The sequence below is a fragment of the Pseudoalteromonas sp. J010 genome (assembly GCF_003934235.1).
GTDB lineage: Bacteria > Pseudomonadota > Gammaproteobacteria > Enterobacterales > Alteromonadaceae > Pseudoalteromonas > Pseudoalteromonas peptidolytica.
Genome location: NZ_RDBW01000003.1, coordinates 1 through 22,666, shown reverse-complemented (window position 1 = coordinate 22,666; position 22,666 = coordinate 1). Strand labels below are relative to the sequence as shown.

Sequence of the window (22,666 nt, the reverse complement as noted above, 5' to 3'; positions counted from 1 at the left end):
AGCAGAATATGCTGTTTTATTTTTAAGGAATACGGTAAATTTGCGGGTAATCTCACAGCCTCACAAAATTTTATGCTGATATGACGACTTCTATTAAAACTCGGGTACTTGACCGCATTGATTTAGCGATTTTAGATGCGTTGCAACGCAATGGCCGGATCTCCAATGTAAATTTGGCAAAAGAGGTAAATTTGAGCCCAAGTCCTTGTCTTGATCGAGTAAAAAAACTTGAAGCGGAAGGGTATATTGAAGGGTATACCGCCAGATTAAACGCGGCAAAATTAGGACAGCATTTAGTCGCACATGTAGAGATCACGTTAAAGAGCTCAACAGAAGCGGTATTTGAGGTATTCAAACAGCATATAGTCCACATTCCCAATGTTGTTTCATGTGACATGGTGGCGGGAGGGTTCGATTACTTGGTTAAAATCCGAGTTCAGGACATGCGCCAATACCGTGAAGTGTTGGGGCAAATTGTTGAAATACCGGGAGTTGGTACTAACCATACGTATATGGTAATTGAACACGTTAAAGAAGATATGGGTGTAGAAGTGCTGAATTACCAGTAGTATGTTAGTTTAAGCCAATAAAGGAATAGTGAATGCAAAATGTCGTACTTATTACAGGTGGGAGTCGTGGAATTGGTGCTGCGACCTCACGTCTTTTAGGTCAACGTAACTATACGGTGATCATCAACTATAAACAAAATCATCAAGCGGCAAAAAGCGTCGCTAACAGCATTATTACCAGTGGTGGTAAAGCTTACGTTGTTCAAACAGATATCACCGATGAGCAAGCTGTGGTGACGATGTTTGATAACATCAAAGCCGATATCGGCATGGTAACGCATTTGGTCAATAACGCTGGTGTGTTGAGTACTCAGACGAGAGTAGAGCACATGAGCGCAGAGCGCATCAATAAAATGCTGACCCATAATGTTACTCCTTATTTTATTTGTGCGCGTGAAGCTATCAAGCACATGCGTTTGAGCGCTAATCCATCACAATGCGCTATTGTGAATGTATCGTCGGCAGCTTCTTATTTAGGTGGCGCTAATGAATACGTGGACTATGCTGCGGCCAAGGGGGCAATAGACAGTTTTACTAAAGGTCTCTCTTTGGAACTCGCCGCGGAGCAGATCCGCGTAAATGGTGTCAGGCCAGGCTGTATCTATACCGATATTCACGCTGATGGTGGTGAGCCGCAAAGAGTCGATAGGCTTGCAAGTGCACTGCCGCTAAAACGTGGTGGAACCGCAGAAGAAGTTGCCAATGCGATCGCTTGGTTACTCAGTAATGAAGCAAGTTTTACAACTGGTGGATTTATTGATCTGGCTGGTGGTAAGTAACGTGCAGTAAAAGATGGTGAGCATGACAGCCACCACGCTCACCAACGAAAGTCCTAACTTTATTATTGTTAATTAAGGTGCTTCGTATGCTGTTATTCATACAGCTGCTCTAGATAAACTTTTCATATAACTCCCTATTAACCTTGGCCAAGCTGCGCTCAAGGTTGGCTTTTTCTTGCATCAGTTTTTGCCAATGTGTTTGCTGTTTTTTATCAGACTGGCGCAGCGCATCATATAACTTTCGCTTTGGGATGCCAAAAGTCTGCGCCGCTTGTGATGGGGTGAGCATGTCACTTTTAACTGCACGTATTGCAGTTTTTAACTTTGAGTTTGTCATAAATTTACTCCTCTTTGCTGAGCGTAATTGTCGTGTCATGTATGGGCCAGACACTAACGTCAACATGCCAAAGTAAATACATAGTTTGATAGATGGTATTCATGATGTTGCTCCTTGTGTGAATGCAACAGGGAATAAGGAAGAACCATGCCAAAACTCAAACCTATGATTTATATGCTTTTTATTCTTATTTGTTCACGTGGATTGCACAACTTTAGTGATAACAAAGCATACATTGCACCGAATTGATCAAAGTTATAGCGGTCAAGTTATAAGTTTAATTCAGATCAAATTGCAGTAAATAAAGTAAATAAAATGTTTATTTTTTAAGTTTAAGTAGTAAAATTTGTGCGAATTTATTGAAGGAGTATGTTTCATGTCGGAACTATCAAGAACACAAGATATAACGGAACCAGAGGGTTTGCAGTTCAAAATCAAAATTGATGAAATTGCAGTTAACGCCTGTGATGGCGAAACGGTCCTATCGGTTTTATTGGCAGCAAATTACAAACAGATTATGGAAAATGATCGTCAAGTGGTGTCAGGCGCTTACTGTGGGATGGGCGTTTGTCACTGTTGTCAGGTGACTATTAATAAACAACACAAACAAAAAGCCTGTCAAACTTTGGTGCAACCAAATATGCAAATTGAAACAAAACAAAATCGTTTTAAGCAGGTGGGAGCTTGATGATGGCTGCTGACCAACCAGAAAAGATAGTTATTATTGGGGCAGGCCCTGCGGGTGTGAGCTGCGCGGCAGAGCTGGCTAAATATGGACTAAAAAGTACCTTAATTGATGAGGCTTCAAAAATCGGAGGGGTAATTTATCGGGGGCCGTTACGCCAGACCACGAAATTGCCACATTTGGATGAAAATTTGAAGCGCTCTATGGCGGCACTTAAAGTTCGATACTCCCAGTATGAACAGGATATAACACTGCAACTTCAAACCAAAGTACTTGGTCCTGAGGGTAAGAATTGTTTGTTATTACAATCTCAAGAGAAAATCACACAAATTGAATATAACAAGCTAGTTCTCGCGACAGGTTGCCATGAACGTAGTGTCCCTTTTGATGGTTGGCAATTACCCGGTGTGATGTTAATGGGTGGGATGCAGTTGCAGCTAAAAAGTGGTTTAGTCCGCCCTGGGCGTAGAGTTGCGTTGGTGGGAACTGGGCCGCTATTGCCTTTGGTTGCTTGTCAGCTACATAAAGCGGGAGCGCAAGTTGTTGGCGTATTTGAAGCCAGCCGTTTTAGCGATTTGGCAAAAGAAACCGTTGCACTTTTGCAGCGGCCAACGCTGACTTTGTCTGGTTTAAGTATGTTGGCGTATTTGAAAAAGCATCAAATTCCGTTCAAGTATGGATACGGTATTGTCAAAGCTGRAGGTCAAAGCCAACTATCAGGGATCACCGTGGCACCATTTGATGAGAATTGGCATGCTAATGTCTCAAAAGCGCAGCACTTAGAAGTTGATAGCCTTGGTGTAGGGTATGGATTTGTTGCAAGAACCCAGTTGGCGATGTTGCTAGGACTTTCGCATCAATATACTGGTACTAATGGTTACATACCAATGCTTGATGACAACCTGCGAAGTAGCCTAGATGACGTATATGTTTGTGGTGATGGTAATGGTTTGTTAGGTGCCGAAGCTGCCATTATTGAAGGAAAAATTGCGGCGACAGCACTGGCTTATGAACAGCACTGCTTTAATGAAGCACAGTATCATCGCAGAATGCGCAAACTAAAACGTCAACGTAAACAAGTGCAAAAGTTTAGAGCCGGATTTGACCGCTTTTCGGCAAGACGTGAAGGGTTATTAGCTCTGACTAAACCTGATACTGTTATCTGCCGATGTGAGCAAGTAAAACGCCAACAACTGGATGTCGCATTAGCGCAAGGTGCAAAAGACCTATCTAGTATCAAGATGAGAACCCGAATTGGCATGGGAGATTGCCAAGGAAAGATGTGTTCAAGCTATGCGCTAGATAGATTACATGCAGAAGGGCACATTGAAACACTTGGGGTGATCAGACCCAGATTTCCGCTCGATCCAATACCATTTACATTACTGGAGAATAATAATGAAGCAGTATGATGTCGTTATTGCCGGTGGCGGAGTGATAGGGGCTGCTTGTGCCTATTTTCTTAGCCGTGATACTGACTTGAAGATAGCACTAGTAGACTTAAAAAAGCCTGGAAACGCGTCGCGTGCTTCAGCTGGTGGGCTGTGGGCAATCGGCGAGTCTGTAGGGCTTGGTTGTGGGGTCATCTTTTTTAAAACGCTGTCGAAATTGCAAAGTGAAGGTGACACCGCCGCCGCAGAAACATTGCGACCACATCAGCTGCCCGAGTGCTTTTTTGAATTAGCATTGAAGTCAAATGAGCTATATCCAGCGCTTCACGAAGAAATGCTTACAAGACACGAAGTGGATTTTAAATTTGAGCGGACTGGGCTCAAGTTCATAATGTACAATCGTGATGATGAAGTTTACGCAGACAGTATTGTTTCTGGGATCCCACATTTATCTTCGCAAATAAGGTGGTTAGATCAGCAACAATTAAGAGAAGAAGAGCCCTATATTACGCCTGATGCAATTGGTGCAATAGACTTTATTTGCGATCACCAAGTTAATCCATACCGCTTGGTTGACGCCTACACAGAAGGGGCGCGTCAAAATGGTGTTGAGCTTTTTTTAAATACCGAAGTAGTCGAAGTCTTACGTGATGGTCACAAGGTAATCGGGGTAAAAACACCAACGGATACCCTATATTGTAATACGCTGGTTAACGCCGCTGGTGCGTGGGCTGATGAGATTTATCATCAAGCAACGGATAAGCACATGCCGGTATACCCAGTGAAAGGGCAAATTGTTTTATCAGAGCGTATGCCCAAGGTATTGAATGGCTGTATTAGTACCAGCGATTGTTATATTGCCCAAAAAGACAATGGAGAGATCTTAATTGGCTCGTCAACAGAAGAAAAAGGCTTTGATACGACCAATAGCCTAGACAAAATTCAAACCTTGTCTCAAGGTGCAATGAAGTGTTTACCCGTATTGAAAGAGTCGAGTATAAAGCGATGTTGGGCTGGGCTCAGGCCAGGTACGCCTGATGAGCTGCCAATATTAGGACATGTAGACGGTGTAGAAGGGTATATCAATGCCTGTGGCCACTTCAGAACAGGAATACTTATGTCTGCAATCACAGGTAAGCTGATAACAGAGTTGGTTATGGGTAATCCAACCTCCGTTGACCTAACTCCATTTCGAGTTGAGAGGTTTGACTAACCAGTTGATTTAGATGCTTTAATAGGATATAGGTAGTACATACCAAAAGCGCTATTAAGGTTAAATTTACGGTGCAGTTACTCAAGCCAAAGAGGCTAAACAAAGGCGATACCATCGCAGTGGTATCGCCTAGCTGGGGAGGCCCAGGCACATTTCCCCACATTTTTGAGCAAGGCGTAAAAAACCTGCGTTCGCTTGGGCTGAATGTAGTAGAGATGCCTTCGACGCGACTGGCCGCAGATGTGATTTTTTCATCGCCGCAGCTACGCGCAAAGGACATTAATGACGCCTTTGCAGATCAGAATATAGCCGGGATAATTTCTTCTATTGGTGGCTCCGATTCAGCGCGGATCCTGCCTTATTTAGACAAATCCGTTATCATCAATAATCCCAAATTTATGATGGGCTATTCTGACTTTTCTACCCTCACTACACTCCTGAACCAATGGGGCCTAGTCACCTTTAACGGCCCGTCGGTCATGGCCGGTTTCTCCCAGTACCACAACGCTAGTGCTGAATATCAAGCATATTTAGCGCAGGCACTGTTCGGTGAAATCCACTATCCAATATTTAAAAGCTATTCTCATGGCTATCCAGAGTGGGCGATACCAGAAAATGTAGGTAAATTACTTCCCACAATCGCGACAAATGGCCCAAAAGTACTGCAAGGGACGGGACAAGTAGAAGGGCAACTATTTGGCGGCTGTTTTGAAGTGATGGAGATGCTAAAAGGCACGAAATACTGGCCATCCCCCTCATTTTGGCAGGGAAAATTGTTGTTCTTAGAAACCTCTGAGGATAAACCCAGTCAAGACTACGTTCGGTTTTGGTTACGTAACTATGGCGTAATGGGCGTGTTTGAAAAAATATCCGGCTTGATGATTGGCCGCGCTCGGGATTACAGCGAGCAGGAGATGACGGCGCTTGATGATGTGATTGTATCTGTGGTTCGCGATGAGTTTGGCTGTAAGGATTTACCTATTATCACTCGGCTTGATTTTGGCCATACCGATCCGCAGTGGATTTTGCCGTTAGGAATACAGCACCGCTTGGATCTGGACAACTTCAGTCTAGAGGCGATGGAGCCGGTATTTGACTTACTCTAATGGCTCATGTTCGACCTTATTGCGAAGGTGAAGGATTTAGGCCTTATCTGATTGGCAGTTATGAGCGAGAAACAGGCTCGCTCTAACACTTTTTGGACAGAAACGCTTTGCGCCGTTGGCTGTATTAGGTGAATTTCGCATAAAAATTCTATGGGCCAGCGTCATGATAAGACGCCTAACAGCTTAATCATGTTGTTATACCGCAATCAATCATCTAGCCTTTTCATGGCTTTACGGTAAACATCGCTACGTTCGCGTTTTCCGACTGCTAAGACGGTTACAATGATGACATCGTCTTCAACTTTGTAGACGAGACGGTAGCCCGATTGACGCAACTTAATTTTATACATGTTGTCAGCTCCAGAAAGCTTTGAAGCCGGAACATGTGGGTTATCTAAGCGCTCGATTAGCTTTTTCTTAAATTGTTGTTGTAGAGTAGAGCCAAGCTTTTTCCACTCTTTGAGTGCGCTCTTTTTAAAGTCGAGTTTATAGGTCATCAATATTTACCGAAATGCTTTCTTCAGATTCACGCTCTTTAGCGATAGCTAGTAGTTCAAGATCTTCGAGTCTGTCCATCATCATTTCGTACGCTTCGGCAGGTACGCAATAAAATGCCGGCTCATTTCGGTTTAGTACAGCAACAGGTTCGCCATAAGCACTAGTTGCAACTTTCATAGGGTTAGCTTTCAACTCAGTAATGCTTGCAGCAACATCGGCTAAAATTCTAGTGGTCATATAATCGGTCTCTTAGGTGGTCTTTATGTTGGTCATTTTAGCCTCAACCAAGCGGTATAACAAGGCGTTCAAGTGGGATTTGGCACGCGTGGCATTTTTAATATGCGTTGAGTTCAGTGTTTAAGGCGCGTTGCAGAGGCTTTTGTATTGCGTGCCAGCACCCCTTAACGCGGCGTTATGTACCTATGGTAGAAGGTAAATAGTTTATCAATATCATCACCAAAAGTGTCGATACAATGCTAATGCCGAAGACAATACTTGGCGACACAACCTTTATATTTGTTAGCCAGTTTTTGGAACTATCTAACAAGCTTTCATCACTTTCACTAATAGATTTAATTTCGATAGATATTACGTTCATGGCTTTATAACGGCGCATCAGTTCAACCAAATGTATTATTGCGAAGATCAAGAAAGAAATACTTACTAGATATTTTCCACTTGTATTGAGTTTCTCTCCTAAGCTAATAACTCCTGCGGATATTGCTACTACAAATGTTAAATACATAGTCCACAAGGTAACTACTTTATCGTGGTTTTTTTCTAACAAGTCGATCCAGTCTTTGAGAGACAGTGAGTTACTCATGATTCACCTTTAATTAAGAAGTGATGAAGGTACCAACGTCCTCTTGAAGCGTTTGTTAGAATTTTATACCACTTCCCAATAATAAGTTGTGGTGTAGTATGTGTGGGTTTTACCGTTGTAGGTAAATTCATCCTCCTCCCACATATTTACATCTATTTCGTTCCCCAAAAAATCCTTTCCCTTCGCATACTTAACCCTGTCTAAAAGGTTAGAATATACGTAAGACGAAATACCTACTTTCCCCTCAAGTTTGTCYCCAATTTTTACTGCCTTATTAACTGCATTACCGATCCAAACCAAATCTCTATTATTAACGCCAGAGATCCCTACTTTTGCGCACAAAATTTTGCCATCATCGATGCCAATACCAAAATCAACGGTAGAGTATTTTTCCATCTTCGTTTTTACCAAAGAGTCGGAAGATGAAAGCATCCACTTCATTTTCATGGCAGCTTCTACTGCATTACTTAACGTAACCATACTTGTGCCTTGGAAAAACACCAGCATACCATCACCATTGAAGCTACGTACTTCACCACCTAGGCTTTTAGCGATGGTAACGATAGTATGAAAGTAAGCTTTGTGTAACTTCGCCACAGTTGTTCTATTATGGCTATTGAGAACTTTGGTAGATCCTCGCATATCTATAAATAATGTCGTAGCTTCAAATCGGAGACCTTTATTTCCAAACGTTAGACTTGTATTATCTATGTCTGGCACATACTTTATATCTGTCACCTCAAATTCTTCATCAATTATAGACTTAACTTTATCATCAATACCTTTCTTCATTTTCTAACTCTCAATATATACAAAATAATAGAACCTACAGGTGATATAAGAGCTGAAACGGTCAACCAGACTGCGGTTTGAAAATAGTTATATTTTCTACAAGCTATAGTTGCGTTCACGATAACTTGATTGGCTAAGTCTCTCTGGTAGCCAGAAAACTCTTTCTCATCTAGATCTAATCTACTAGCAAGCTTGCCTAAATAGTTAACCGGAGTATATTTTGCAATATCCTTAAAATACAATAAATTATCAGAATCTTGGGTTCCACTTGGTTTACTTTCCCATGGCATTGATAATGACGGGACAACTGAGAGCAAACACAAAATCATCGATATCAAGCAAAGTGCCATTGCTACATAACCAGAATACTCAACAAATTGTGGAACATCGTAACTTTTAAGTATTCTTGAAAGCCCAAAAATAAGTGCAGCATTACCAGCAATTAAAGTCGCAGATTTTGCCTCTGCATACTTTAACCAATCATTAATATTTGCGAATATATCTTTTAACTTATCATCCACGTGATGCTATCTCCGAAAAGTTCTACCGCCGCCAGCAGGGGCAGATAAAGCGCGTAGTGGTTTGGCTGTCCCTCTGACTGGCTTTGTTACGTGTTTTGCTTATAAATAACGTTAAGCCGCTTGTAGAGTTCATTGCTTAGATTTCTTAAGCCTTCTTCATTAGGGTAATACTTTAGAGCTCTGTGATGCCCTAAATCAGAAGGAATATCATCAAGTGACTGCGTAATAGGGATAACCGTTTTTCCAAGGGTGTGTGCGATTCCTGTTTCGTACATAACATTTGGATTTTTACCAGTAAAATCAACGACCACAACTTTCGAACAAAATATCAGATCGAAGATATCTTGAATGAAAGTAGAGTTGTCCCAGATGTCGTCAGCGCGCAGGCACTCCAGACTCATATATTTTGCAACACGGGTTATTGCTGAGTAAGTTCCGTTAAAGCCAGTATTGAATGGCATCATTACTGAAATAAGTTTTTCGTTGAGTTTTTTTGCAGGAACCTGAAAGACGCTTGGTTTGAACGTAATTACACGCTCGGTAGGTACCTCGTCAAACGAGGTAGAAACAAACTCCCCATTTGCAGGTAAAAGTCGAACAGTTCCATTTGCTTGAACGGAGATGGTTAGTTCATTTGTCTTTAGAGCCGAAGTAATCGCTTCCAAAGCCTTATCTCTGTCAACATTGTCATCGAAAAGAAAATGATCTGGATGTAATAGGTACTCAATCACCTTGATCATTTCTGGTGATGGCATATTATCTGTCGATTGTCTTCTGTTTAGCTCATCGAGAACCTCTCTCACCCATACCCGTCTTGTTGAACCATCATGAACATAATCAAGGTCTAGGTCGACGAAAAAGCGCGTTAGGTAAGATGAGCTTCTATATGGGAAAAACTGAAATGGTTGGTCACCACATATCATTTCGGCGATCTTAGCGATTGCCGCTGCTCCTATTTGCATTTACCAAAATCTCCTAAATGTATTGACACGTAGACATAATGACTCCCACACGGTGCTAGCCTCCGCATTTTCGTGGGTTAGCTTAAAGCCAGAGCCATAATTAGTTTGTCAAATAACTAAATAGCAGAGGCTAGCATGACTAAACATAACATACTTTTCATTGGCTTAGATACTCATAAAGAGTTCATTGAAGTTGCCTATATTGAAGACAATCGAGGCGCACAACCCATTCATTTCGGTCGTATTTCTTCAGCTAAAGTCACTATTAAAAAGCTTATCAGGCAATTTGAATCTAAATACCCTAACACTACGCTCCATTTCGTTTATGAAGCAGGTTCCTGTGGTTACTGGATTTACCGCTTAATTACTTCTCTTGGACATTGCTGTTACGTAGTTGCCCCATCGCTTATTCCTAAAAAAACCTGGCGAGCGTGTAAAAACTGACAAACGTGATGCACTTAAACTAGCTAAATTACTTAAGTCTGAAGATTTAACCCCTATTTATGTACCTGAGCCGGAAGGTAAAGCTATTCGTGATTTATCTCGTGCTCGAGAAGTTGCGATGAAAGATTTAAAAGATGCAAAGTACCAGCTAAAGGCACTGCTTCTTCGCAACAATATCAACTATGCAGGCACCAGAAACTAATGACACCCACCGTTAAAACAATGAATGTCATCGCTGTTTACGCCTGAAACCTCAGACTACACCAGCATCAAAAAACGCATCGACCACGTTAAGCTGGGAAAGCAACCAAAAAGCCTGCCTTTTGAACTCAAATCCTATATTGAATTGGTTGAACTCATAGGCCGTTGTATTCGAGTAGATAAACGCGGTTATATCTTTGAGTTTCAACACATTCTCACTCGCCTAAATATAGAGCCTGAGAACTGGATAAAACTCACTACGCAATTTTCTCGGGTGTTTCACGGTGCAGTTGGTCAAGAGCGAACAGTAACCGCTTACTGTGCAACACTGCAAAAGCGACGGCGGACAAACCTAACAAACTGCGAGCGCTTGTTGGCTTAACAAAACTAACACTATCAACTCGAAAATCTATAACTGTTGTATTTACAACGCTTTGTCATGCGTGATAACCCAGTTTTAGTGTAGAGATACGCTTGGGCGCTAAAAACTGGCCTACCGAAAAACGTTTTTGTACCCAGTGATTGAGGTGTTTATATATTTTCTTTAATTCACTACCTCAATTTGGATGCTAATTGTGATGGGTGTCCTTTTTTTTAGCTTTTTTTTAGGGCTAGATACCCTCGGCTATCCGATTGTGTTTGTGTGCCAAAGTGACACAAAGATTGCTTATTGCACACTTTAAGACCATAATGCACATGTGACATTTTGACATAATAGGAGATAACATTATGGCTACTACTTTGCCTCGCATCACCGCTAGAGTTGATGTCGATACACAAGACTTACTTACTAAGGCTGCCGCGATCGCCGGCATGTCTAGCATCAACTCGTTTGTTCTAAGCGCTGCAATCGAAAAAGCTAAACAAGTCATCGAACGTGAACAGGCTTTAAAACTGAGCCAAGCAGATGCGATGCTGCTCATGGAAGCTTTAGATCGTCCTGCAACACAGAACTCAAAACTAAAAGCTGCTGCTGATCGATACGAGAGCAAAACTCAATGATGAATACGGTCCTTCTAGATAAAGCTAAACACGATAGAAACCGATTCAACTGTGGCATCGAAGCTCTCAATAATTACTTAAAAGTAATGGCGAGTCAGCAAGCAAAGAAGGACAACACCAGAACTTTTGTTTTGGAAGATGATAGCGACAACTCACATGTTATCGGCTTTTACACGCTAACAATGGCACCAATTGACTTAAAGGCATTGCCTGATAAGTTACAAGAAAAGCACCAATCATCCACCTCTGGTGGTCTGATTGCTCGCCTTGCTGTCGATGACCGATACAAAGGGAAAGGATTTGGTGAGTGGCTGCTTATCGACGCACTCAGAAAACTATTAGCAGCTAGTGATAGCGTTGCATTTCCAGTTGTTATCGTTGATGCCAAAGACGGAGCAAAACATTTCTATGAACGCTATGGTTTTCAAGCATTTCATGATGCCGAAAACAAGCTCTTCATCACCGTTGCAGATGTGAGAGCAAGCTTAGGCTAGTTAACCGCTAGCCTTTAACAGTCCCGCCTTAATTGGCTTGTTATATTTTTTCTGCTGAAATACCTTGCAATAATTCACGCATTGCAGCGGCACCATCTTCCATACGCTTTTGCTCATTATATTTTTCTTCACCAAAATAATTCGCTGACTCTGAGATTTTCAAACCATCGATAATTAATTTTTTTTGCAATAGCGTATGATTCAGGAAACGAGCTTTTATAAAATATAAAAATAAGTGACACCCATCTAGATTAATATTCAAGCTGAGGAAGTGAAGTAAAAAGTATGTAAACACTTCTATCACTTTGGTCAAAAGCGTTTTCCGATAGGCCGACTTTTAGCGCGAAGCGTATCTCTACACTAAAATCGGGTTCTCGCGCACGACAAAGCGCTGCAAATACAGCAGTGATAAATGCTAGAGCTGAGAATGTGAGTTTTTGCTAAGTCAAAAAGCTAAGGCTTATCCAGATTAGCACTTGATCAAATTGGGCATAAAAAAACCAGCGTATTGACGCTGGTTTTTTCTATTACTTTTTCTTTTTAACCTTGGCGGCTTTCTTTTTCGCTTTGATTTTAGCGGGGTCTTTTTTCTTTTTCGGTGCCTTGGCTTCTTTATGTTTAGGTTCTAAGCCTTTAATTACGCGGCGCTTAAGTTTTTGGTCTGTATAACGCTCAACTTTGCCGAGTATTTCAACATCATGGGCTTCAACCAAAGAAACTGCGGTGCCTTTTTTCCCTGCTCGGCCGGTACGCCCGATACGGTGTACATAAATATCCGCAGTGCGTGGCATATCAAAGTTGAATACGTGGCTGATGTCTGCAACATCAATACCACGGGCGGCAACATCCGTCGCGACAAGAATTTTTGTTTTGCCACTGTGGAAGCTTGCCATGGCAGTCATACGTTTATCTTGTGGCATTTCACCACGTAGCCAAGTTGTTTTTATGCCTTTGGCAAATAGTTCGCCCACCAGTGTTTCAAGTTTTTCACGGGTTTTAACAAACACAACGGCTTTAGTGACTTCTTCATCATCGAGCAACTGCGCTAATAGGTTAACCTTGTGCTCATAGCTGTCAGCTAAATGAACCCATTGATGGATCTTGCCTTTTTCTTTACGAGAAGGGGTCGCTTCAAGTAGTGCTGGGTCTTGCAAAATACGCTCAGCAAATTTCTCGACGCTTTCGCCTTCTAATGTTGCAGAGAACAAAAAACACTGACGACGGTTAACGGCTTCCGAGCAAATACGTAGCATTTCTTTGCGAAAGCCCATGTCTAGCATGCGATCGGCTTCATCTAGAATAAGCAGCTCAACATTTTCAGCGTGGAAGTTTTCGGTTTCTAGATATTCCATCAAGCGACCAGGTGTTGCGATGAGAATATCGTTGTTCTTCTCAAAAATTTCTTTGTGAGTACCATAGTTAATACCACCGGTTACTACACCAATTTTGAGGTGAACACCTGCTGCCAGTAACTCACATTGCTCATGTATTTGGTAGGCAAGCTCCCGAGTAGGCGTCATGATCAGCACGCGGGCAAAACCTGGCTCTTTGCGCGGAAAATCTAGCAAATACTGAATCGCAGGGATCAAGAATGCAGCGGTTTTACCCGTACCGGTTGGTGCACTGGCGAGAATGTCTCGACCAATCAGGGCTTCAGGAATAGCCATCTGTTGAATGCTGGTAGGAGTTTCATACCCCATTTTCTTAATAGCACTAATCAGCTTGCCGTCTAAATCAAATTCAGTAAATTGCATATTGCATCACAAATAAAGGACAATAGCGGAATTATACGTTGCTATTGCATTTTCTCAAAGGTATAGGATGTCTCAGTTTGCATTTAAACAATTTTCAGTGACGCAGCGCCATGCTGCTATGAAAGTTTCAACGGATGGGATCTTACTTGGTGCTTGGGCACCGGTATCGAATGCTAGGTCAATTGTGGATGTTGGTGCGGGGACTGGCTTGGTTGCGTTAATGTGTAAGCAGCGCAACCCAAATAGCAGTATTTATGCTGTTGAATTGGACCAAGCGGCACTCGTTGATGCGCAATATAATATTACCCATAGCCCATGGCCAGACATTAAGTTGTGCGATACTGCAATTCAAGCGTTTGAATGCGAAACTCAGTTTGACTTAATGGTGTCTAATCCGCCTTACTTTAACACCAGCTTGAAAAGCCAAGACCCTGCCAGAAACCGAGCGCGGCACACAGACAGCCTAAGCTTTGACGATTTATTGTCTGCGTTTGAAAGATTGACTTCGCCTCTGGGTCAGTTGGCTGTGATTTTGCCTTATCAGGAAAGTTTGCTGTTTAATCAATTGGCTGACAAAAGAAATCTCTCTCTCATTTCGGCCTGTACAATCAGTACAACTCCAAAAAAGGCACCGTCAAGGCGCTTGATGCTATTTAGTAAACTTGCTCACCATACTAAAGATGAGCAAAGGCTGGTGATTTATGATGAAAATAATCAATACAGCAAAGAGTACGTTGCTTTGTGCCAAGCGTTTTACTTAAAAATGTAAACGAGAGGGGGAGTTAACACGGTTGGCGTGTTAACTCGGTGAGCACTACTGCTCCAACTCGGTATATTCCGTCATGATCTGCTCAATCCAAGTGGCGATGCGCTCATCACTTTTGTCGTATTGGCTATCTTCATCCAGCGCAAGTCCAACAAAATGAGCGTTATCTTCAGTAAGCGCCTTTGATGCTTCAAACTCGTATTCATCATTGTTTGGCCAATAACCTAAGAAAGTCACTTGCTGTGGTGCAATTTTATCATGCAGCATGCCGAGGGCATCTTGAAACCACTCACCATATCCTTGTTGATCTCCCATACCAAATAGCGCAATGACCTTACCGCTTAAATCAACGGTTTCAATATCGTCCCAGTGAGATTCCCAATCTTCTTGTAATTCGCCAAAATCCCAAGTAGAGATACCAAAAATTAGGAAGTCAAACTGCTCTGCTTTTTTTAACGGCTCATCCTTAATGTTAAATAAGGTTACGGTGTCTTTGCCGATAATTTCTTGAATCTTTTCTGCGGCCATTTCTGTATAGCAGGTAGTGGAGCCGTAAAATAACCCAATTTGCATTGTATTTATCACTTTCAATTTGACTGGTATTATGGCCGCCAAGTTTACATCATGACGTAGCGAATTAATACAGGTGCCCAGTGAGCGAACACCAACCATACCCATTTGAGATGTCCGACACCCAATTGATTGAAGCCTTCCTCGATGCGCTTTTTTTGGAGCAAGGACTAAGCGAAAATACGATTAGTGCCTACCGCAGCGATTTAGAAAAGTTTCTTTTGTTCATAACCAAAGAAAAGGTGAGTACATCGTTATTAGCCGTTTCGTCTCAAGACATTGAAGCTTATCTTGCTTATCGTGTTGATAAAGGCCTAAAAGCGAAAAGTAGCGCAAGGGCTATCAGCGCATTAAAACGATTTTATTTATACTGGGTACGTGAAAAAAAAATCAGTCAATCGCCACTAGATACTATTGCGCAGCCTAAAACAACACCATCATTGCCAAAAACCCTCAGTGAAGCAGAGGTAGAGGCACTGTTAAATGCTCCAGACTGTGAAGACCCTATGGGCCTGCGAGACAAAGCGATGCTCGAACTCCTTTATGCCACAGGGCTGCGAGTGACTGAGCTGGTGGGGCTAAGGATGGAGCAGGTCAATATGCGACAAGCTGTGGTACTTGTGCGGGGTAAAGGTAATAAAGAACGTTTAGTACCGATGGGAGAGGAAGCATTGCACTGGTTGGAACAATTTCTTAAAAAAGGTCGGGGGTTGATGATTAAGCATGCGACCGATTTTGTGTTTCCATCAAAGCGCGGTATCGGTATGACACGACAAACTTTTTGGCATCGAATTAAACACTATGCTATTTTGGCAGACGTAAAGTCGCCGTTATCGCCACATACGTTACGCCATGCTTTTGCAACACATTTACTAAACCATGGTGCCGACCTGCGCGTTGTTCAAATGATGCTTGGCCACAGTGACTTGTCAACGACTCAAATTTACACGCATGTTGCCAGTGAACGCCTCAAAACTTTACACCAGCAGCATCATCCAAGAGCTTAAATTTTTGTTACTTGGGAATTATTTACAGGTTACTCCGGTCATAGTGGGTAGCAACAAGGAGTGCGTCTCCTGTCATAAAAGGTTTAGAGAGAATAACATGAAAAAATTAATTATCGCCGCATCACTGGCATTAAGCTTCGGTGCATTTGCCGAGCAAACGGAAAATCAAGTAACTACCAGTGTTGATCCAATTACTGCGCAATTTAGTGGTCTAGGAATTGCGGTGAAAGAGATTAAAGATAGCCCGCTTGCGGGCTTGAAGACGGTGATCACTGATAAAGGAGTGTTGTACTCAAGTGCTGACGGAAAATATTTAATCCAGGGCACGATGATCGACCTTGATAACCGTCGAAATATCACTGAGGATGCGTTAAGTGGCGTGCGCAAGCAGGGCATTGCTGAATATGAAGATTCAATGATTGTCTATAAGGCAGAAAACGAGAAGCATCAGATCACTATATTTACCGACATTACCTGTGGCTACTGCCGTAAACTTCACCGTGAGTTAGAGGAGTACCTAGCAGCAGGGATCACAGTAAAATATTTAGCTTTTCCACGTGGTGGCTTACGTGGCTCGGGCTATGAAGACCTCAGAAATGTTTGGTGTGCCAAAGATGCCGCAGCAGCGTTAACAGAGGCAAAGGCTGGAGGCGAAGTAAAAGTAGTTGAAAACTGTCAAGCACCAGTTGCTGAGCATTATCAACTAGGACAGAGCTTTGGTATTTCGGGCACGCCTGCCATCATTCTTGAAGACGGTTCTATGATCCCAGGCTATCAACCAGCTGCTGCAATTTCACAAATGCTAGACGCACAAAGTCCTAAGTCTTAAGGCTTCTACGCAGCGATGGAGTTCACGACAAGAACTCGGTAAAATAGCGAAATAAAAAATACAAAAGGCCATTATGGCCTTTTTTGTTTGTGAAAGGTTATGTATACAGAAATTAAACCGAGAGAGCGGGTTGACGACAGTCATTTACCATCATCGTTACATCCGGTGATCAAGCAGCTTTACGCCGCAAGAGGGGTGAAAGCAGCTTTTGAGTTAGATAATAGTGCGGCAACGCTACACGACTTTAAGCTGTTCAAAGACATTGAACTGGCAAGCCAAATCTTAGCGCAAGCGCTCGCAGAGCAAGCAAAAATACTCATTGTAGGGGATTTTGATGCCGACGGTGCTACCAGTACAGCGGTATTGATGGAGGGGTTAGCGCAGTTTGGCTTTTTGCATGTCGACTACCTTGTACCAGACCGATTTAGTTTGGGATATGGATTAAGCCCTGCTTTAGCTGAGCAAATTGTATCGCTTAGCCCCGACTTAGTGATAACAGTTGATAACGGTATTTCTTGCATTCGTGGTGTAGAAATTGTCAAGCAAGCGGGCATTAAAGTTATTGTTACCGATCATCATTTACAAGGTGATGTCCTGCCGAACGCCGATGCAATCGTAAACCCTAATCGCCTTGATTGTGAGTTTCCATCAAAATCTATCGCCGGAGTGGGGGTTGCTTTTTATCTCTTAATCGCGCTACGACATTACTTGCGCTTGCAGAATTATTTTACTGAGCAAAATAAACTAATACCTAACCTAGCTTCTTTACTTGATATTGTCGCGTTGGGTACCGTTGCTGATGTGGTGGCGCTGGATGCGAATAATCGTACACTGGTGCACCAAGGGCTTGCACGGATCCGTAGTGGTCAAACAAGGCCTGGGATCCAAGCCTTGATTGAAGTTGCGAATCGAAATATTGCAAGGCTGAGCGCCAGTGACTTTGGTTTTGCTTTGGCTCCAAGGTTAAATGCGGCAGGTCGCCTTGATGATATGAGTTTAGGGATCGCCTGTTTGTTGTCAAAAGATATTAATCAAGCACGCCGTATTGCGTCTGAACTCGATAGTTTGAATATTGAACGTCGTGAAATAGAGCAAAGCATGCAGCAAGAAGCGCAAGCGGTATTGGAGCGGCTAGTATTGAAAAGCCAAGCCGTGCCAGACGCCTTGTGTTTATATCAAGATGATTGGCATCAAGGGGTAATAGGTATTCTGGCTGGACGCCTAAAAGAAAAATATCATCGTCCATGTATTATTTTTGCACAAGGCGACAATGGTGAGATCAAAGGGTCGTGTCGCTCCATTGAAGGTCTACACATGCGTGATCTGCTCGAGTCAATCAATACCCAGCATCCAGATTTAATTATAAAGTTTGGCGGCCATGCGATGGCGGCGGGACTGACTATTCAAGAAGCTGAATTTGCCAATTTTAAGAAGATATTTGAGCAACGAGTCAGTGCAACCCTGACTGAGGAAGCAAAGCAAAGCATTCTCTTGACCGATGGAGAATTACCAGGTGATTGTTTCACCATGGATTTTGCTTTTGAATTACAACAGGCAGGTCCATGGGGACAACAATTTAGCGAGCCTGTATTTCAGGATGTATTTGAGTTGGTGCAGCAGCGCATTGTTGGCGAAAAGCACCTAAAACTTGTGCTTAAGCACCGCTCTGGTCGTCTGGTTGATGCAATAGCGTTTAATGTTGATGTTCGGGCTTGGCCAAATCACCAAGCAACTCATGCTTTGTTTGCTTATCAACTCGATATTAATGAGTTTCGTGGTAAATATAATTTACAGCTCATTGTTCGTGAGCTTCAAGCACAGTAGAGTCAGTAAGCACGTCGTCAGCGGCGTTTTAGAAAAACTACGAAAATTCTCCCTTTAAGGGATGCTAAGCGCGGTTATTATTTGATACTATTGGTCGCTTAAATCTAGAGCCTGGCAGATTGTCAGGCTTGTTTGTGAATTCACAAACCCACAAATTTAGTTCTGGAGTAATGGTAAATGTTTGAAGTGAATCCTGTGATTAACCAAATCAAGGAAATTCGCGAGCGTACAGAGCTTCTTAGGGGGTATCTTTGACTACGCTCTAAAGCAAGAGCGTTTAGAAGAAGTTAATGCCGAATTAGAAGATCCTGCTGTATGGAATGAGCCGGAAAGAGCCCAAGCACTGGGCAAAGAGAAGTCAAACCTAGAAGTCATTGTTGAAACCATCGACAACCTTGTAGCCGGCGCTGATGATGCAGAAGGTTTGGTTGAGCTTGCTGTGGAAGCTGAAGATGAAGAAACCTTCACTGAAGCAGAACAAGAAGTTAACGGCCTTGTTGAGCAACTGGAAAAACTAGAGTTTCGTCGGATGTTCTCGGGCGATCAAGATGCCAACGATGCGTATATCGACTTACAGTCAGGTTCCGGCGGCACCGAAGCACAAGACTGGTGTAACATGTTGCTTCGGATGTATTTACGCTGGGCTGAAGCGAAAGGCTTTAAAGCTGAAATCGTTGAAGCGACAGATGGCGATGTTGCCGGTATTAAGGGTGCAACCGTGAAGGTGAGTGGTGAGTATGCCTATGGTTGGCTGCGCACTGAGACTGGTGTACACCGCTTAGTACGTAAGAGTCCTTTTGATTCAGGCGGTCGTCGTCACACTTCATTTGCCTCTGTATTCGTTTACCCAGAAATTGACGATAATATCGAGATTGATATTAACCCCGCAGATCTTCGTATCGATGTATATCGTGCGTCGGGCGCTGGTGGTCAGCACGTTAACCGTACAGAATCGGCGGTACGTATTACACACTTACCAACAAATACCGTTGTACAGTGTCAAAATGACCGCTCGCAGCATAAAAACAAAGATCAAGCAATGAAGCAGTTAAAGGCGAAATTGTTTGAACTTGAACTGCAAAAGCAAAATGCTGAAAAGCAAGCCCAAGAAGATGCAAAATCTGACATTGGTTGGGGCAGCCAAATCCGTTCATACGTGCTCGATGATTCACGTATCAAAGATTTGCGTACTGGTATTGAGAACCGCAATACCCAAGCCGTATTAGACGGTGATTTAGATAAATTTATCGAAGCAAGCCTGAAATCAGGCCTTTAATCCACAAGCTAAACTAAGAGCTAAACAATGACAGATCACAATCAAGACGAAAATAAACTTATTGCTGAGCGTCGTGGCAAGCTAGATGCGATCCGTGAGAATTGCCCTGCAAATGGCCACCCGAACTCATTCCGCCGTGAAGACTACACGCAAGATCTACAAGCTAAGTTTGGTGATAAATCGAAAGAAGAACTTGTAGAGCTTGACCATCATGTTTCAGTTGCCGGTCGTCTGCTTGCAAAACGTGGTCCTTTCTTAGTATTACAAGATATGAAAGGTCGCATTCAGGCTTATGCTTCAAAAGACGTACAGAAAGACCTAAAAGAAAAGTATGGCCAGTTAGACATCGGCGATATCGTTGGCGTTAAAGGTCCGCTTCATAAGTCAGGTAAAGGCGATTTATATGTAGACATGGTTGAGTATGAGCTACTGACTAAGTCGCTACGTCCACTGCCTGAAAAGTTCCATGGTCTGACAGATCAAGAAGCGAAATATCGTCAGCGTTATGTTGATTTAATTACTAACATGGATACGCGTGAAACTTTCCGTATTCGCTCTAAAGTGATTGAAGGTATTCGCCGTTTCTTGGCGGAGCGTGACTTTATGGAAGTGGAAACGCCGATGCTACAGGTTATTCCTGGCGGTGCCTCTGCACGTCCATTTGTAACCCATCACAATGCACTAGATATCGATATGTACCTACGTATCGCGCCTGAGCTATACCTTAAACGCCTAGTGGTTGGTGGTTTTGAGCGCGTGTTCGAAATCAACCGTAACTTCCGTAACGAAGGTTTATCTACACGTCACAATCCTGAATTCACGATGATTGAGTTTTATCAAGCATACGCGGATTACAATGATTTGATGAACCTAACTGAAGACATGCTACGTACCGTTGCACAAGACGTTTTAGGCACCACAACGGTAATTAATACCGTGAAGAATGCTGAGGGCGAAGTGACCGAGACAATTGAGTATGACTTTGGCAGCCCATTCCAGCGCTTATCAATGGCTGATGCTATTTTACAGTATGGCCCTGATGCTGAAGCGCAAGCTGAAATCTTCAAAGATCCAGAAAACCACTTTGAAGCACTGAAAGCTTACGCGAAGAAAGTACACGTTAAGATCCCTGAAAAATGTGTATGGGRTCCAGGTAAGTTCTTATGTGAAATCTTCGAGGAAGTTGCTGAACATAAACTTATCCAGCCGACGTTCATCACCGAATACCCGTGGGAAGTGTCTCCACTTGCGCGTCGTAATGACGAAAATCCATTCATTACTGACCGTTTTGAGTTCTTTGTTGGCGGTCGTGAGCTGGCGAATGGTTTCTCTGAGCTTAATGATGCTGAAGATCAAGCTGCACGTTTTGCTCGTCAAGTGGAAGAAAAAGATGCAGGTGACGATGAAGCAATGCACTATGATGCGGATTATATCCGTGCGCTAGAGCATGGTTTACCGCCAACAGCAGGTGAGGGGATTGGTATCGATCGCCTAGTGATGTTGTTCACAGACTCACCGACTATCAAAGACGTTATTTTGTTCCCACATATGCGTCCAGAAGTACAAGCTGAGCAATAAGTACTTTCAAGTCATTTGAAGCTACATTAAGAAAAGCGCCTTATGGCGCTTTTCTGTTATTTGTGTGAGAAAAAGCGTATTGCGTATTCAAAGCATCATGCGCTCTATACATGTTGGCCTTGAAACTTACTCAATTTGAAGACGTAAATCTGACGCTAACGGCGTTAAAAATTTCTTATTGAGAACAACTAAATAACATAAACTTGGGATAATAGCTGGTTCTCTAGTAGCGGTTATGAACTAGATCTTCTTGCATAAAAATTGCTCACTTATTAAGTCGAATTGGTATTGTAGGGCTATGTGAGCATTCACTCAGTCTATAATGCAGTTCCTTATTTGATACTTGATTATCTAGTTTTATTAACTAACCTTCTTCAAGTTTRAGAATACTTCACAATAATAATACCGAGACACTTAATTGAGCTATCAGCTTTGTTTAGTAAGCAACTGCCAAAAAATTAAGATAGAAGTTAACTGTAAAAATTGGATGGCTATTAGGTACGCTTGGTTTCGGACGAAGGGAAATAAAATGAACCGCCACGAACATATTGATGCTGACGACGAACACGAGCAAGCGAGAATAATGTATTATCGAGCCTGTATTGCTGAGTTTCAACAGCTAGGTTATCAAGAAGCACTTTTTGATGAAACATTCAGCCAAAAACGTTTAGGTGAAACCAAGTTGAATGACTCTAACTCTCTACAAAATGAGTAAAATTTGGCGTTAGTGCTGAGTAACTAGGCAGACTGCACAATCTATCACCATTCAGTGCTTTTTTACAAGAAAAGTATTTGACATATTTTTTCTAACCTATATTATACGCCCCACAAGACGGAGAGGTGGCCGAGTGGCTGAAGGCGCTCCCCTGCTAAGGGAGTATAGGGTTTGTAGCCCTATCGAGGGTTCGAATCCCTCCCCCTCCGCCATTTTATAATGGTTATCTTGTACGGACGCATAGCTCAGCTGGATAGAGTACCTGGCTACGAACCAGGCGGTCGGAGGTTCGAATCCTCCTGCGTCCGCCACTTTCTCTTTAGGTGGTAAAAAATAAAGRTAGGAAACAGGAAGTCGGARGTTCACCTTCATRAAATACGTCCTGCATCCRCCACTTTTCTTTAAGTGGTAAAAAATAAAGAAGTTGRAAAACTATACATTCGAAACGGACGCATAGCTCAGCTGGATAGAGTACCTGGCTACGAACCAGGCGGTCGGAGGTTCGAATCCTCCTGCGTCCGCCACTTATC

Annotated in this window: 25 protein-coding genes, 3 tRNA genes and 2 pseudogenes; 20 read left to right on the top strand and 10 right to left on the bottom strand. The window is 42.7% G+C overall.

Annotation, left to right across the window (positions count from 1 at the left end; all coding sequences use genetic code 11):
- Nucleotides 1-80: 80 nt before the first annotated feature.
- Nucleotides 81-569, top strand: coding sequence for a winged helix-turn-helix transcriptional regulator (locus EAG18_RS02620; protein ID WP_125250857.1), 489 nt, complete (start codon nt 81-83; stop codon nt 567-569).
- 32 nt (nt 570-601) lie between these two features.
- Complete coding sequence (locus tag EAG18_RS02615) at nt 602-1,348, top strand: SDR family oxidoreductase (RefSeq protein WP_125250856.1); 747 nt, start codon at nt 602-604, stop codon at nt 1,346-1,348.
- Between the two features lie 109 nt (nt 1,349-1,457).
- On the opposite strand, the gene EAG18_RS02610 is transcribed toward EAG18_RS02615, so the two are convergent.
- Nucleotides 1,458-1,685, bottom strand: coding sequence for a helix-turn-helix domain-containing protein (locus tag EAG18_RS02610; RefSeq protein WP_125250855.1), 228 nt, complete (start codon nt 1,683-1,685; stop codon nt 1,458-1,460).
- 376 nt (nt 1,686-2,061) lie between these two features.
- On the opposite strand from EAG18_RS02610, the gene EAG18_RS02605 reads away from it, so the two are divergent.
- The 4 genes from EAG18_RS02605 to EAG18_RS02590 all read left to right on the top strand — a co-directional run bounded on the left by EAG18_RS02605 (nt 2,062) and on the right by EAG18_RS02590 (nt 6,080).
- Nucleotides 2,062-2,373 carry a 2Fe-2S iron-sulfur cluster-binding protein gene (locus EAG18_RS02605; protein WP_125250854.1) on the top strand — a complete coding sequence of 104 codons (312 nt, stop codon included), beginning with the start codon at nt 2,062-2,064 and terminating at the stop codon, nt 2,371-2,373.
- Nucleotides 2,373-3,782, top strand: a complete 1,410-nt coding sequence (locus EAG18_RS02600; RefSeq protein ID WP_275557212.1) for an NAD(P)/FAD-dependent oxidoreductase — start codon at nt 2,373-2,375, stop codon at nt 3,780-3,782. The genes EAG18_RS02605 and EAG18_RS02600 overlap by 1 nt, the downstream gene beginning before the upstream one ends.
- A complete protein-coding gene (locus EAG18_RS02595) occupies nt 3,769-4,974 on the top strand; it encodes an FAD-dependent oxidoreductase (protein ID WP_125250853.1) in 1,206 nt (401 codons plus the stop codon). Before EAG18_RS02600 ends, EAG18_RS02595 begins: the two co-directional genes overlap by 14 nt.
- 71 nt (nt 4,975-5,045) lie before the next feature.
- Nucleotides 5,046-6,080: a S66 peptidase family protein gene (locus tag EAG18_RS02590; protein WP_125250852.1), complete on the top strand. Its 1,035-nt coding sequence runs from the start codon at nt 5,046-5,048 to the stop codon at nt 6,078-6,080.
- Nucleotides 6,081-6,286: 206 nt separating this feature from the next.
- On the opposite strand, the gene EAG18_RS02585 is transcribed toward EAG18_RS02590, so the two are convergent.
- The 6 genes from EAG18_RS02585 to EAG18_RS02560 form a co-directional block, all read right to left on the bottom strand.
- Nucleotides 6,287-6,577 carry a type II toxin-antitoxin system RelE/ParE family toxin gene (locus EAG18_RS02585; RefSeq protein WP_005377002.1) on the bottom strand — a complete coding sequence of 97 codons (291 nt, stop codon included), beginning with the start codon at nt 6,575-6,577 and terminating at the stop codon, nt 6,287-6,289.
- Nucleotides 6,567-6,815, bottom strand: coding sequence for a type II toxin-antitoxin system Phd/YefM family antitoxin (locus tag EAG18_RS02580; RefSeq protein ID WP_005377003.1), 249 nt, complete (start codon nt 6,813-6,815; stop codon nt 6,567-6,569). Before EAG18_RS02580 ends, EAG18_RS02585 begins: the two co-directional genes overlap by 11 nt.
- A gap of 175 nt (nt 6,816-6,990) precedes the next feature.
- Nucleotides 6,991-7,401 carry a hypothetical protein gene (locus EAG18_RS02575; protein ID WP_125250851.1) on the bottom strand — a complete coding sequence of 137 codons (411 nt, stop codon included), beginning with the start codon at nt 7,399-7,401 and terminating at the stop codon, nt 6,991-6,993.
- Between the two features lie 63 nt (nt 7,402-7,464).
- The gene (locus tag EAG18_RS02570; RefSeq protein WP_125250850.1) at nt 7,465-8,193 is read right to left on the bottom strand and encodes an adenylate/guanylate cyclase domain-containing protein; all 729 of its coding nucleotides are present in this window, start codon (nt 8,191-8,193) and stop codon (nt 7,465-7,467) included.
- A complete protein-coding gene (locus tag EAG18_RS02565) occupies nt 8,190-8,714 on the bottom strand; it encodes a Pycsar system effector family protein (protein WP_125250849.1) in 525 nt (174 codons plus the stop codon). Before EAG18_RS02565 ends, EAG18_RS02570 begins: the two co-directional genes overlap by 4 nt.
- Nucleotides 8,715-8,800: 86 nt before the next feature.
- Nucleotides 8,801-9,676, bottom strand: coding sequence for a hypothetical protein (locus EAG18_RS02560; RefSeq protein ID WP_125250848.1), 876 nt, complete (start codon nt 9,674-9,676; stop codon nt 8,801-8,803).
- Between the two features lie 135 nt (nt 9,677-9,811).
- On the opposite strand from EAG18_RS02560, the pseudogene EAG18_RS02555 reads away from it, so the two are divergent.
- From EAG18_RS02555 to EAG18_RS02540, 4 genes and pseudogenes are all read left to right on the top strand, one after another.
- Nucleotides 9,812-10,301 (top strand): annotated as a pseudogene (locus tag EAG18_RS02555) (transposase); the annotation flags it as partial.
- A 30-nt stretch (nt 10,302-10,331) separates the two neighbouring features.
- Nucleotides 10,332-10,703 (top strand): annotated as a pseudogene (locus EAG18_RS02550) (transposase); the annotation flags it as partial.
- Nucleotides 10,704-11,050: 347 nt separating this feature from the next.
- The gene (locus EAG18_RS02545) at nt 11,051-11,323 is read left to right on the top strand and encodes a DUF1778 domain-containing protein (RefSeq protein ID WP_017420534.1); all 273 of its coding nucleotides are present in this window, start codon (nt 11,051-11,053) and stop codon (nt 11,321-11,323) included.
- On the top strand, nt 11,320-11,817 hold the full coding sequence (locus EAG18_RS02540) for a GNAT family N-acetyltransferase (RefSeq protein ID WP_125250847.1): 498 nt from the start codon (nt 11,320-11,322) through the stop codon (nt 11,815-11,817). Before EAG18_RS02545 ends, EAG18_RS02540 begins: the two co-directional genes overlap by 4 nt.
- Nucleotides 11,818-11,857: 40 nt before the next feature.
- Here EAG18_RS02540 and EAG18_RS02535 read toward each other — a convergent pair whose 3' ends face one another.
- Together EAG18_RS02535 and srmB are read right to left on the bottom strand one after the other, a co-directional pair.
- Nucleotides 11,858-12,130, bottom strand: a complete 273-nt coding sequence (locus EAG18_RS02535; RefSeq protein ID WP_125250846.1) for a hypothetical protein — start codon at nt 12,128-12,130, stop codon at nt 11,858-11,860.
- Nucleotides 12,131-12,344: 214 nt separating this feature from the next.
- The gene (gene srmB, locus EAG18_RS02530) at nt 12,345-13,571 is read right to left on the bottom strand and encodes an ATP-dependent RNA helicase SrmB (RefSeq protein WP_125250845.1); all 1,227 of its coding nucleotides are present in this window, start codon (nt 13,569-13,571) and stop codon (nt 12,345-12,347) included.
- Between the two features lie 67 nt (nt 13,572-13,638).
- On the opposite strand from srmB, the gene EAG18_RS02525 reads away from it, so the two are divergent.
- Nucleotides 13,639-14,340 (top strand): methyltransferase, encoded by a 702-nt coding sequence (locus EAG18_RS02525; protein WP_125250844.1) that lies wholly within the window; start codon nt 13,639-13,641, stop codon nt 14,338-14,340.
- 45 nt (nt 14,341-14,385) lie between these two features.
- Here EAG18_RS02525 and fldB read toward each other — a convergent pair whose 3' ends face one another.
- A complete protein-coding gene (fldB, locus tag EAG18_RS02520) occupies nt 14,386-14,910 on the bottom strand; it encodes a flavodoxin FldB (RefSeq protein WP_125250843.1) in 525 nt (174 codons plus the stop codon).
- Nucleotides 14,911-15,020: 110 nt separating this feature from the next.
- Between fldB and xerD the strand changes: the two genes are divergently transcribed.
- From xerD to EAG18_RS02475, 9 genes are all read left to right on the top strand, one after another.
- A complete protein-coding gene (xerD, locus tag EAG18_RS02515; RefSeq protein WP_125250971.1) occupies nt 15,021-15,914 on the top strand; it encodes a site-specific tyrosine recombinase XerD in 894 nt (297 codons plus the stop codon).
- Between the two features lie 97 nt (nt 15,915-16,011).
- Nucleotides 16,012-16,743: a bifunctional protein-disulfide isomerase/oxidoreductase DsbC gene (dsbC, locus tag EAG18_RS02510; protein WP_125250842.1), complete on the top strand. Its 732-nt coding sequence runs from the start codon at nt 16,012-16,014 to the stop codon at nt 16,741-16,743.
- 99 nt (nt 16,744-16,842) lie between these two features.
- On the top strand, nt 16,843-18,567 hold the full coding sequence (gene recJ / locus EAG18_RS02505) for a single-stranded-DNA-specific exonuclease RecJ (RefSeq protein WP_125250841.1): 1,725 nt from the start codon (nt 16,843-16,845) through the stop codon (nt 18,565-18,567).
- A gap of 177 nt (nt 18,568-18,744) precedes the next feature.
- A protein-coding gene (gene prfB, locus EAG18_RS02500; RefSeq protein WP_125250840.1) for a peptide chain release factor 2 occupies nt 18,745-19,843 on the top strand; the annotation gives its coding sequence in 2 pieces (ribosomal slippage) (nt 18,745-18,819 and nt 18,821-19,843; 1,098 coding nt in all).
- Between the two features lie 27 nt (nt 19,844-19,870).
- Nucleotides 19,871-21,421 (top strand): lysine--tRNA ligase, encoded by a 1,551-nt coding sequence (lysS, locus tag EAG18_RS02495; RefSeq protein WP_125250839.1) that lies wholly within the window; start codon nt 19,871-19,873, stop codon nt 21,419-21,421.
- Between the two features lie 529 nt (nt 21,422-21,950).
- Nucleotides 21,951-22,136, top strand: coding sequence for a hypothetical protein (locus EAG18_RS02490; protein WP_125250838.1), 186 nt, complete (start codon nt 21,951-21,953; stop codon nt 22,134-22,136).
- A 119-nt stretch (nt 22,137-22,255) separates the two neighbouring features.
- Nucleotides 22,256-22,348 (top strand) — tRNA-Ser (locus tag EAG18_RS02485).
- 22 nt (nt 22,349-22,370) lie between these two features.
- Nucleotides 22,371-22,447 (top strand) — tRNA-Arg (locus EAG18_RS02480).
- Between the two features lie 136 nt (nt 22,448-22,583).
- A tRNA-Arg gene (locus EAG18_RS02475) sits at nt 22,584-22,660 on the top strand.
- Nucleotides 22,661-22,666 lie beyond the last annotated feature (6 nt).

Excerpts from the sequence above, each read along its gene's own strand:
- EAG18_RS02620 (WP_125250857.1), top strand. The coding sequence starts at position 81 with ATGACGACTTCTATTAAAACTCGGGTACTTGACCGCATTGATTTAGCG.
- EAG18_RS02615 (WP_125250856.1), top strand. The coding sequence starts at position 602 with ATGCAAAATGTCGTACTTATTACAGGTGGGAGTCGTGGAATTGGTGCT.
- EAG18_RS02610 (WP_125250855.1), bottom strand. The coding sequence starts at position 1,685 with ATGACAAACTCAAAGTTAAAAACTGCAATACGTGCAGTTAAAAGTGAC.
- EAG18_RS02605 (WP_125250854.1), top strand. The coding sequence starts at position 2,062 with ATGTCGGAACTATCAAGAACACAAGATATAACGGAACCAGAGGGTTTG.
- EAG18_RS02595 (WP_125250853.1), top strand. The coding sequence starts at position 3,769 with ATGAAGCAGTATGATGTCGTTATTGCCGGTGGCGGAGTGATAGGGGCT.
- EAG18_RS02585 (WP_005377002.1), bottom strand. The coding sequence starts at position 6,577 with ATGACCTATAAACTCGACTTTAAAAAGAGCGCACTCAAAGAGTGGAAA.
- EAG18_RS02580 (WP_005377003.1), bottom strand. The coding sequence starts at position 6,815 with ATGACCACTAGAATTTTAGCCGATGTTGCTGCAAGCATTACTGAGTTG.
- EAG18_RS02575 (WP_125250851.1), bottom strand. The coding sequence starts at position 7,401 with ATGAGTAACTCACTGTCTCTCAAAGACTGGATCGACTTGTTAGAAAAA.
- EAG18_RS02560 (WP_125250848.1), bottom strand. The coding sequence starts at position 9,676 with ATGCAAATAGGAGCAGCGGCAATCGCTAAGATCGCCGAAATGATATGT.
- EAG18_RS02545 (WP_017420534.1), top strand. The coding sequence starts at position 11,051 with ATGGCTACTACTTTGCCTCGCATCACCGCTAGAGTTGATGTCGATACA.
- EAG18_RS02540 (WP_125250847.1), top strand. The coding sequence starts at position 11,320 with ATGATGAATACGGTCCTTCTAGATAAAGCTAAACACGATAGAAACCGA.
- srmB (WP_125250845.1), bottom strand. The coding sequence starts at position 13,571 with ATGCAATTTACTGAATTTGATTTAGACGGCAAGCTGATTAGTGCTATT.
- EAG18_RS02525 (WP_125250844.1), top strand. The coding sequence starts at position 13,639 with ATGTCTCAGTTTGCATTTAAACAATTTTCAGTGACGCAGCGCCATGCT.
- fldB (WP_125250843.1), bottom strand. The coding sequence starts at position 14,910 with ATGCAAATTGGGTTATTTTACGGCTCCACTACCTGCTATACAGAAATG.
- xerD (WP_125250971.1), top strand. The coding sequence starts at position 15,021 with ATGTCCGACACCCAATTGATTGAAGCCTTCCTCGATGCGCTTTTTTTG.
- dsbC (WP_125250842.1), top strand. The coding sequence starts at position 16,012 with ATGAAAAAATTAATTATCGCCGCATCACTGGCATTAAGCTTCGGTGCA.
- recJ (WP_125250841.1), top strand. The coding sequence starts at position 16,843 with ATGTATACAGAAATTAAACCGAGAGAGCGGGTTGACGACAGTCATTTA.
- EAG18_RS02490 (WP_125250838.1), top strand. The coding sequence starts at position 21,951 with ATGAACCGCCACGAACATATTGATGCTGACGACGAACACGAGCAAGCG.